General features: G+C 36.8%; 11 protein-coding genes and 1 pseudogene. 6 read left to right on the top strand and 6 right to left on the bottom strand.

Annotation, left to right across the window (positions count from 1 at the left end):
* Positions 1–87: 87 nt before the first annotated feature.
* On the bottom strand, positions 88–297 hold the full coding sequence (locus tag RWO85_RS09090) for a Blp family class II bacteriocin (protein WP_033684778.1): 210 nt from the start codon (positions 295–297) through the stop codon (positions 88–90).
* A gap of 15 nt (positions 298–312) precedes the next feature.
* On the bottom strand, positions 313–561 hold the full coding sequence (locus tag RWO85_RS09085) for a Blp family class II bacteriocin (RefSeq protein ID WP_033684777.1): 249 nt from the start codon (positions 559–561) through the stop codon (positions 313–315).
* A gap of 371 nt (positions 562–932) precedes the next feature.
* Here RWO85_RS09085 and RWO85_RS09080 point away from each other — a divergent pair, with 371 nt between their 5' ends.
* From RWO85_RS09080 to RWO85_RS09070, 3 genes are all read left to right on the top strand, one after another.
* Entirely contained in the window at positions 933–1289 is a 357-nt protein-coding gene (locus tag RWO85_RS09080) for a hypothetical protein (RefSeq protein WP_314415447.1), read from the top strand.
* A gap of 541 nt (positions 1290–1830) precedes the next feature.
* Positions 1831–2046, top strand: coding sequence for a hypothetical protein (locus RWO85_RS09075; RefSeq protein ID WP_314415445.1), 216 nt, complete (start codon positions 1831–1833; stop codon positions 2044–2046).
* Between the two features lie 11 nt (positions 2047–2057).
* Positions 2058–2273: a hypothetical protein gene (locus tag RWO85_RS09070; RefSeq protein WP_313970337.1), complete on the top strand. Its 216-nt coding sequence runs from the start codon at positions 2058–2060 to the stop codon at positions 2271–2273.
* A 127-nt stretch (positions 2274–2400) separates the two neighbouring features.
* Here the strand turns inward: RWO85_RS09070 and RWO85_RS09065 are convergent.
* Positions 2401–2481 (bottom strand): annotated as a pseudogene (locus RWO85_RS09065) (IS200/IS605 family transposase); the annotation flags it as partial.
* 358 nt (positions 2482–2839) lie between these two features.
* On the opposite strand from RWO85_RS09065, the gene blpA reads away from it, so the two are divergent.
* From blpA to blpC, 3 genes are read left to right on the top strand one after another with little or no spacing between them, the layout of a single operon-like run.
* Positions 2840–4993, top strand: coding sequence for a peptide cleavage/export ABC transporter BlpA (gene blpA, locus RWO85_RS09060; protein WP_314415444.1), 2154 nt, complete (start codon positions 2840–2842; stop codon positions 4991–4993).
* A 10-nt stretch (positions 4994–5003) separates the two neighbouring features.
* Complete coding sequence (locus RWO85_RS09055; protein WP_314415442.1) at positions 5004–6365, top strand: bacteriocin secretion accessory protein; 1362 nt, start codon at positions 5004–5006, stop codon at positions 6363–6365.
* Positions 6366–6421: 56 nt separating this feature from the next.
* Entirely contained in the window at positions 6422–6577 is a 156-nt protein-coding gene (blpC, locus tag RWO85_RS09050; RefSeq protein ID WP_313970334.1) for a quorum-sensing system pheromone BlpC, read from the top strand.
* A gap of 44 nt (positions 6578–6621) precedes the next feature.
* Here the strand turns inward: blpC and RWO85_RS09045 are convergent, their stop codons facing one another.
* From RWO85_RS09045 to RWO85_RS09035, 3 genes are read right to left on the bottom strand one after another with little or no spacing between them, the layout of a single operon-like run.
* On the bottom strand, positions 6622–7962 hold the full coding sequence (locus tag RWO85_RS09045) for a sensor histidine kinase (RefSeq protein ID WP_314415440.1): 1341 nt from the start codon (positions 7960–7962) through the stop codon (positions 6622–6624).
* 13 nt (positions 7963–7975) lie between these two features.
* Positions 7976–8713, bottom strand: coding sequence for a LytTR family DNA-binding domain-containing protein (locus tag RWO85_RS09040; RefSeq protein ID WP_314415438.1), 738 nt, complete (start codon positions 8711–8713; stop codon positions 7976–7978).
* A 4-nt stretch (positions 8714–8717) separates the two neighbouring features.
* On the bottom strand, positions 8718–9056 hold the full coding sequence (locus tag RWO85_RS09035) for a LytTR family DNA-binding domain-containing protein (protein WP_313970331.1): 339 nt from the start codon (positions 9054–9056) through the stop codon (positions 8718–8720).
* Positions 9057–9471: the final 415 nt, after the last annotated feature.

Below are 9471 nucleotides of genomic sequence, written 5' to 3'. Positions count from 1 at the left end.
AAAAATAATGTACACACAACAAATTGCAATGAGTATAAGCTGAATCATAGTTTCGTTTAACATATTAACACTCATTCCTTTTTAAAACTATTTTGGTGGTCTCAATCCATAAGCTACAAAGCCACCTACTATAGCGCCTCCTGCTGCGCAAATAAAGTAAGCTTGGGGGCCTCCAGCAATACAAGATTGTCCTGCCTGAAATGCACCCGACAAGGCTCCTACAAGTACATCTCCTCCCAATCCACCTCCAGAAATATTACTTAATTCTTGATTATCTACTATTTTGTAATTAAACATAATTTCTATTCCCTTCTATGACCAAATATTATCAGCAATTGCAGTAAAAGAACCACCAAGTTTAGCTCCAGCCCAAGCACAGGCAGCAGTCATAGCCCATGTGGCACCACCAGTAAGGAGTCCTCCTACCCCACACATAGCAACTCCGATACCTGCTCCATAGACAGCTCCTTTTCCTACTGTTCCCCAATCAGTTCCTCCCTCAATGCTAGCCAGCATTTCAGTATCCAAAACATCAAATTGAGTCATTGTTTTTGTTTCCATGAGGAATACCTCCTTTTTTATTTTTAATTTTTGTCTTGTTGCAACTTTGACAAGTTTAGTATATCATTGTTTTTTAAAATTTTTCATCCAAATCTTGAATTGTCATCGAAACATCTTGAATTGTAAAAACTTTCTCCTTACCAAAGTAACGAATATCATTCATAAACCGAAAAATAATATATGTTATCATTGTTTTTTGCTATAATGGTTAATGAGCTTACCTTTCTTGTCTTCAATAAAAAATCAGTATTTGAAGAAAACTAGGAAGCTAGTCACAGACGGTACTGCTTTACGGCGAGATGGTGTTACAGTAGTTTGAAGAATATTTCTTGGGTTCAAACTAAAATACCATAGTATATGAGGTGTCCTATATGAATAAGAAATCCTTTTTTATCATCTGTTCTACGTTGATTATAGCATCGAATCTTCTCATGATTTCCGTGGTGAACAAGGGAGAAGAAACAGGGGGCAATCTGTTTGTGATTGCTATAGCCTGTGTTATGCTACCAGCCTTTTTATATGCAGTTGAAAACCAACTGACTTCATTGATAAGAGGAGAATCAATACTCCTGATTCAGTTGGCAGTTATATCCCTACTCCGTCTTGTTAACAGAATAGAGAGGACGCCTGAAATTCTCAACATTATCATTACCCTCCTATTTTTGGCAAGTGGGACAGCTGCTATCCTTGTTGCGATCATGAGAATATATGAGAACAGACGGAAATAATATTTAAGACCTCTTAATACTATATACTTGTTCGGTATCGTATTGAACCATAATATACAGGTGTTGTTATGAATTGTTTTAGCTGATTTAAAGATACCAAGACTAAAAAACTATGTTTAAGTTAGAATTTTAAAAATTCAATTTTTGGCCGCCTAATCTTTCTTCCAATAGTCATCAAACAAGTCTTTTATTTCATACGAAGTGGTTTCTATAGGACAAGTGTATTTTTCCTACTTGCTTTTTAATTTCTTTTTTACAATTCAAGATGTTTCGATGACAATTCAAGATTTGAATAAAAAATTTTAAAAAACAATGCTATACTAAACTTGTCAAAGTTGCAACACGACAAAAATCTATGTTCAGAGGTGAGTGTCGTTAAAAATAAGATTTATTATGTATCAAATATTTTTTATGGTGTATTACTATTTTCTATTGGATTAAAAACAAAAGTATTTGTCTTTACCAGCTTAGCTTCAATAACTACGATAACTCTATCCATAATAGGACTTTTTAAAATTAAACGCAAGGACAAGGAGTAAATATGTTAGAATTAAATTTCAATAAATTAGAAGAAATTTCCGGTGGAGGAAATGTGAATGACTGTGTAAACGGAATTATCGCTTCAGCAGTAGTAATTGGACTTGCTGCTACAGGTCCAACAGGGTGGTTAGCACTAGCTGCGCTAGGTGGAGCAGCTGGTACTGCTGGCTTCGCTACAGGCTGGTCATGTACTTCGCTCTATTATGAAGGTAATTAGGAGGAACAATAATGTTAATGGAAATTAATGAAAACTTTCTTGAAGAAGTTGTCGGTGGAGGAAATGTATCCGACTGCATGCTGTCAGCGAGTGGTGCGCTAGGTACGATAGCTAGCGTAGGAGCAATAACAGGTCCCATTGGCTGGGGTGTCGCGCTAGTTTCTGCAGCAGGCTTTGGCTTCCTAACGGGATATAATTGCACTGCTTTATATTTAAACGGAGATTAAAGATACATATGATTTAGAAAGTTATATAAGCCCAAATTACCAGCCAGCGCCTAGAGACGCTGGCTTTCACTTTGTTCAAGCCTTATTACTCTTGACTCGTCACTTGCCTCTCAAAGAGGATTTAGTATTACTTACCACTATCCCTAAAGGGATCCTCATATTCTTTTACACTCAATTTATCTAGTGCTATATCATGCTTTACTCGTTCTCAAATTTTCATACTCGTGAAGAAATCATCCACTGGATAATTTCTTTAATCTTGACTACATTTCTTAATTGTAGCTTCATTTACTTCCCTATAATCGGATTTCACACACCTAATTTTTCATTTCATATCACCTGAAATACTTAAAAAATCTAGGCAAAAAAGCTTGAATATAAGGAAAAACGCATAATATCAATACACAAAAACCTTTACATTGCGTTTTATTGTTGCAATATTTTCTTCATTTTCTACCCAACTTTTTTACCATTCAGGAAGTTTCAATGACTATTCAAGATTTCGTAAAATATGAACTTATTTTTATGGCATAATATACCTATCTACTATATGAAAGGAATTGCCAATGACTTCTTATAAACGTACATTTGTTCCTCAAATAGATGCTAGAGACTGCGGTGTTGCTGCCTTAGCCTCGATTGCTAAATTCTATGGTTCAGATTTTTCTCTAGCTCACTTGAGAGAACTTGCAAAGACCAATAAAGAAGGAACGACTGCCCTTGGCATTGTAAAAGCCGCTGATGAAATGGGCTTTGAAACAAGACCTGTTCAAGCAGATAAAACGCTATTTGACATGAGTGATGTCCCCTATCCATTTATCGTTCACGTTAACAAAGAAGGAAAACTCCAACATTACTATGTTGTCTATCAAACAAAGAAAGACTATCTGGTTATTGGTGATCCTGACCCTTCTGTAAAAATCACCAAAATGTCAAAAGAACGCTTTTTCTCTGAATGGACTGGAGTAGCTATTTTTCTAGCTCCCAAACCCAGCTATCAACCCCATAAAGATAAAAAGAATGATCTACTAAGCTTCCTTCCTCTGATTTTCAAACAAAAATCTCTCATTGCTTACATTGTTCTCTCAAGCTTATTGGTCACGATTATCAATATCGGTGGTTCTTATTATCTCCAAGGAGTCTTGGATGAATACATCCCAAATCAGATGAAATCAACTTTAGGAATCATCTCAGTTGGTCTGGTTATTACCTATATCCTCCAACAAGTCATGAGCTTCTCCAGAGATTATCTCCTAACTGTTCTGAGTCAGAGATTAAGTATTGATGTGATTTTATCCTATATTCGCCATATTTTTGAACTTCCTATGTCTTTCTTTGCGACACGTCGTACAGGAGAAATCATTTCACGGTTCACAGATGCTAACTCTATTATAGATGCCTTGGCTTCTACCATTCTTTCTCTTTTTCTGGATGTTTCCATTCTGATTCTTGTAGGGGGCGTCTTACTAGCACAAAACCCTAATCTCTTCCTTCTTTCTCTTATTTCTATTCCTATATACATGTTCATCATCTTTTCTTTTATGAAGCCTTTCGAAAAAATGAACCATGATGTCATGCAAAGTAATTCTATGGTTAGCTCTGCCATTATCGAAGATATCAACGGGATTGAAACTATAAAGTCGCTCACGAGTGAAGAAAATCGCTATCAAAATATAGACAGCGAATTTGTAGATTATTTGGAAAAATCCTTTAAGCTCAGTAAGTATTCTATTTTACAAACGAGTTTAAAGCAGGGAACAAAATTAGTTCTGAATATCCTTATCCTATGGTTTGGCGCTCAATTAGTCATGTCGAGTAAAATTTCTATTGGTCAGCTGATTACCTTTAACACACTTCTTTCTTACTTTACAACTCCTATGGAAAATATTATCAACCTCCAAACCAAACTCCAATCTGCGAAGGTCGCTAATAACCGCTTGAACGAGGTCTATCTAGTCGAATCTGAATTTCAAGTTCAAGAAAACCCTGTTCATTCACATTTTTTGATGGGCGATATTGAATTTGATGACCTTTCTTATAAGTATGGTTTTGGACGAGATACCTTAACAGATATTAATCTCACGATTAAACAAGGAGATAAGGTTAGCCTAGTTGGAGTTAGTGGTTCTGGTAAAACAACTTTAGCCAAAATGATTGTCAATTTCTTTGAACCCTACAAAGGACATATTTCCATCAATCATCAGGATATCAAAAACATTGATAAAAAAGTCTTGCGCCGTCATATTAATTACCTACCCCAACAAGCCTATATCTTTAATGGCTCTATTTTGGAAAACTTAACCTTGGGCGGTAATCATATGATTAGCCAAGAAGATATTCTAAGAGCTTGTGAATTAGCTGAAATCCGTCAAGACATTGAAAGAATGCCTATGGGCTATCAAACTCAGCTCTCTGATGGAGCTGGTCTATCAGGAGGACAAAAGCAACGAATAGCCCTCGCTCGTGCTCTTTTAACTAAAGCTCCTGTTTTAATACTAGATGAAGCTACTAGCGGTCTTGATGTCTTGACTGAGAAAAAAGTTATAGATAATCTTATGTCCCTAACTGATAAAACCATTCTCTTTGTAGCCCATCGTCTCAGTATAGCCGAACGAACTAACCGTGTCATTGTTCTTGACCAGGGGAAAATCATTGAAGTGGGTAGTCACCAAGAGTTAATGCAGACGCAAGGTTTCTACCATCATCTATTCAATAAATAAGGAGAATGTCATGAATCCTAATCTTTTTAGAAGCGTCGAGTTTTATCAGAGACGTTACCATAACTATGCGACAGTGTTAATTATACCTCTTTCATTACTGTTTACTTTCATCTTGATTTTCTCCCTTGTTGCCACAAAAGAAATTACTGTTACTTCCCAAGGAGAAATCGCCCCTACAAGTGTCATTGCATCCATTCAGTCAACCAGTGATAATCCTATCCTTGCTAATCATTTAGTGGCAAATCAAGTAGTTGAAAAAGGTGACTTACTCATCAAATACTCTGAAACAATGGAAGAAAGTCAGAAAACTGCCTTAGAAACTCAATTACAAAGACTTGAGAAGCAAAAAGAAGGACTTGGAATTTTGAAACAAAGCTTAGAAAAAGCGACTGATCTTTTTTCTGGCGAGGATGAGTTTGGCTACCATAATACCTTTAGGAATTTTACTAAACAATCCCATGATATTGAACTGGGTATCACAAAGACTAACACTGAGGTTTCAAATCAAGCCAATCTTGCCAATAGCAGTTCATCAGCTATTGAACAAGAAATCACAAAAGTTCGACAACAAATTGGAGAATATCAAGAGCTGAGAGATGCTATCATAAATAAAAGGGCTCGCTTACCAACTAGCAATCCGCACCAGTCAATTTTGAATCGTTACCTTGTAGCCTCACAAGGACAAACACAAGGAACTGCAGAAGAGCCATTTTTATCTCAAATTAATCAAAGTATTGCAGGTCTGGAATCATCTATCGCAAGCCTCAAAATTCAGCAAGCTGGTACCGGAAGTGTATCAACTTATGATAATAGTTTAGCAACCAAAATTGAAGTACTCCGCACTCAGTTTTTACAGACAGCTTCTCAGCAACAACTAACCGTGGAGAATCAATTAACAGAATTAAAAGTACAACTAGATCAAGCAACGCAGCGCTTAAAAAACAATACCTTAACCGCTCCAAGTAAAGGTATCGTTCATCTGAACAGCGAATTTGAAGGTAAAAATAGAATTCCAACTGGTACAGAAATTGCTCAAATATTCCCTATCATCACAGATACAAAAGAAGTACTAATCACTTACTACGTATCTTCTGACTATCTACCTCTACTAGATAAAGGACAAACTGTAAGATTAAAACTGGAGAAGATTGGAAATCACGGCATTACCATCATCGGTCAACTTCAAACAATTGATCAAACTCCTACCAGAACAGAGCAAGGAAATCTCTTTAAATTAACCGCTCTTGCAAAACTATCTAATGAGGATAGTAAACTCATCCAATATGGCTTACAAGGTCGCGTCACTAGTGTAACTGCAAAGAAAACATATTTTGATTATTTCAAAGATAAAATGTTAACCCATTCTGATTAATTTTCAGATAACACTCTATAACTATTTATTATCTTATCAAAAAGGAGAATCATAACATGGATAAGAATCAAAACCTAACTTCATTTCAAGAACTAACAACTACTGAACTCAACCAGATTACAGGTGGAGGATGGTGGGAAGATATCTTATACGACCTTAATATAATTAAGTATAAGAATACGAAAGAACTTCATCATCCAATACAACTATAAAGAATAAGACCGAGAAACAAGCACTCTCGGTCTTATTTTTTTCATCATTCTGTAGGTATCATAGTAAGCACCTGACGAAAAACTTGATCTTGACAGGTAGTATTGAGACTGGTATTAGGATGGCTTTCCACAATCTTCATAACGGTATAGAGACCGACACCTCTCTCCTCCCCTTTAGAACTGGCTCCAAAGGAGAAAATCTCAGAAATATCGATGCCTTCTTCTTTGATGGAATTTTCGATGATGAAGGTCTCCTGTGCTCCACTTTTTAAAAAGGCGATTGAAACATGAGATTGACTAGCCTCTGCACTGGCTTCAATAGCATTGTCACAAAGGATAGACACAATGGTTAGAAAATCAAGCAGTCTCATCCCCTCGACCTGAATCTCCTCAGGAACTTCGACATTAAAGATAATCTTCTTATCTCTGGCTTTTAGAAATTTCCCCGCGAGGAGACTTTTAAGGGCACGGTCCCGAACATTCACCAATCGCCCAAGGTCATATTTATTGTCCTGCAATTTCTGACTGGAATCCTTTAAAACAGAGTCGTAAACCTCTTTTATCTGCTCCATATCCTCCTCTTCAATGCCCAGACGTAAACTGGTCAAGAGGTTGGTGTAGTCATGGCGAAAACTCCGTACTTCCTTGTAAAGTTCCTCTATGTGTCGACTATAGCGCTCCATATCTCTATAGCGCAAGACCTGCTCTTGGTCCAGTCTCTCACGGAGTTTGTCCTTCAAATAGGTATCCAATTTCTTGATAACCCCCATAAAAAAGAGGAGGTAAAAGACTAGGATGAGATGGCGAACAGTCTTTGATTGAATACCTTGCTCATATTCAAAGTAAGACAGAGTTTGTATCACCAAATAGTAAGCCCCCATTATCCAGTTAATTTTAGTCAGGGACTTTTGAAAGGCTTTATCTAGAATCTCATTTCTCAAGCTAGTAAAATCATAGTCCAACCATTTCAAAAAGGCTAGAGAAATGAAGAAATTTAAAATTATTATACACAACCAAATCAAAGAGTAATCATCATATACTTGCCCTTGTCCCAAAAATGGAAGCACAAAATAGGAGACTCCTCTATGAAAGAGATTCACCAATATCATTGGAAAGAGACCATAAAAGAAAAGGAGTTTTTTAGGGTTCCCTCTTAACAGTAAGAAAGACAAGCCTATACCGTACAAGGGGGTCGTGAAATAAGATAGGTAAGTATTTCCTACTATATGGCTAATCATTACAAAAACAAAGGCCAACAGTATCTTAAAAAGAAAGGCCTTAAAAATCCTCTCAAAAGTGAGACCAATTCCATCTACCTTAAAGAAAATGACAATTTCTAGCCCATTAGTAATAAGTGTATATAATAATATCCAAGCAATATTCATAAACTCTCCTAGCTCAATGCAAGTTATTGATAGCCTCAGACACTTCCCTGACCTTATAACGCGCAATCATACAGCTTCCACCATTGGGAAAGAAAAGGAGTTTTTCTTTCTTATCCAAATGCACCACATTGGCAGGATTGATGAGAAAAGAGCGGTGGCACTGCAAGAGACGGGGCTCCTGCTTGAAAACCTCCTCTAAACTCGCTGTAAATTCCAGCCTGTCTGTCTTGGTATAGAGAATAACACGATGAGGTCTTGGGGATGTTTCGAGATAGTAAACCTCTTTAAAAGGATATTGGAATTGGGCAAATTTTGATTTAAAATAAAAGCAATCTTCAGCTAGACTTTTACTGTCTTGACCATTGGCATAGAGGAGGGCTGTCTCGATACGAGACTCAAACTCCTCAGCTGACAAGGCCTTATCAATGTAGTCCAGAGCAGACACTTGGTAGCGAAAGGACAGGGGCATAAACTCTGAGTGAGTCGTCACAAAGACAATCAAGGCATAAAGATCCCGATCCCGAATCTTTCTAGCCACTTCCAGACCCTTCATCTCCTCATTTCGAATCTCAATATCCAAAAAGAATAGCTGATGGGCCCCCTTCTCATGCACCTCTGCCAGTAGCTGGTCTGGCTTACCAAAGACCTCAAAAGAGCTAGGAATGATATGATGTTCCTTCAAAAGTTTCTCAATTGTCGTTTCAATCCTAGCCTGTTGGGAAAAATCATCCTCTAAAACAAATACTCTCATCTTCCTACTCTCCTTTTTTCAACCATTTTTGACGAATTTCTCTATAGCGACGTCTGGCATACTTGACAGCGTATTGACCTTCTTCTCCGAGAAAAAGGATTCTTTCTTGAAAATCAATCGATTTTAATTTATCAAGATTAACCAAACAATTTCGATGACATCTCATCAAGGTTTCTCCATATTGGTCCTCAAGATTACTTAAATTTTGAACCATATTAAAACTAGCCTCTTCTGTAACAATCTTTACAGTATGGGCTTTAGTTGGATGTGCTTGGATATAGTAGATATCGTCGACGTTTACTTTATAGACTGTTTTCTGTGTCTGAATAATCATGTGTTTCATTGGATTCTCCTCCTAATACTCTTCGAAAATCTCTTCAAACTACGTCAGCTTCACCTTGCCGTACTCAAGTACAGCCTGCGGCTAGCTTCCTAGTTTGCTCTTTGATTTTCATTGAGTATAAGAAAAGAATAACAGAAAAGTTCTAGCACAAGCCCACCAAATCCTAAACAGTCTTTGAAAGCTCCTAAAAGGATTATTTTTCTACAACATTATGATGAGCTTACAACTATTTTATCATAAAATCTTAACAGTACCATTCAGGAAATTTCAATGACAATTAAAGATTTAAAGCTGAAAAAGGAGATAAAAGTGATAGACTAACAGTATCAAAACACAGTTGCTAGAAATAAGACTAGCAGCCAGATTAAAGGAGGAATTCTCATGACAGATACAGACCCTATCAAAAGAGCTCAGA

Source organism: uncultured Streptococcus sp., from assembly GCF_963521865.1.
Taxonomy (GTDB): domain Bacteria; phylum Bacillota; class Bacilli; order Lactobacillales; family Streptococcaceae; genus Streptococcus.
Note: the sequence above shows the minus strand (reverse complement) of the source record. Positions and strands in the feature narration are given on the sequence as shown.

Bases quoted from the DNA above. Each gene is read 5' to 3' on its own strand.
- RWO85_RS09040 (WP_314415438.1), bottom strand. From the start codon at position 8,713: ATGAGAGTATTTGTTTTAGAGGATGATTTTTCCCAACAGGCTAGGATT.
- RWO85_RS09045 (WP_314415440.1), bottom strand. From the start codon at position 7,962: ATGAATATTGCTTGGATATTATTATATACACTTATTACTAATGGGCTA.
- RWO85_RS09035 (WP_313970331.1), bottom strand. From the start codon at position 9,056: ATGAAACACATGATTATTCAGACACAGAAAACAGTCTATAAAGTAAAC.
- RWO85_RS09075 (WP_314415445.1), top strand. From the start codon at position 1,831: ATGTTAGAATTAAATTTCAATAAATTAGAAGAAATTTCCGGTGGAGGA.
- RWO85_RS09055 (WP_314415442.1), top strand. From the start codon at position 5,004: ATGAATCCTAATCTTTTTAGAAGCGTCGAGTTTTATCAGAGACGTTAC.
- blpC (WP_313970334.1), top strand. From the start codon at position 6,422: ATGGATAAGAATCAAAACCTAACTTCATTTCAAGAACTAACAACTACT.
- RWO85_RS09085 (WP_033684777.1), bottom strand. From the start codon at position 561: ATGGAAACAAAAACAATGACTCAATTTGATGTTTTGGATACTGAAATG.
- RWO85_RS09090 (WP_033684778.1), bottom strand. From the start codon at position 297: ATGTTTAATTACAAAATAGTAGATAATCAAGAATTAAGTAATATTTCT.
- RWO85_RS09080 (WP_314415447.1), top strand. From the start codon at position 933: ATGAATAAGAAATCCTTTTTTATCATCTGTTCTACGTTGATTATAGCA.
- blpA (WP_314415444.1), top strand. From the start codon at position 2,840: ATGACTTCTTATAAACGTACATTTGTTCCTCAAATAGATGCTAGAGAC.
- RWO85_RS09070 (WP_313970337.1), top strand. From the start codon at position 2,058: ATGTTAATGGAAATTAATGAAAACTTTCTTGAAGAAGTTGTCGGTGGA.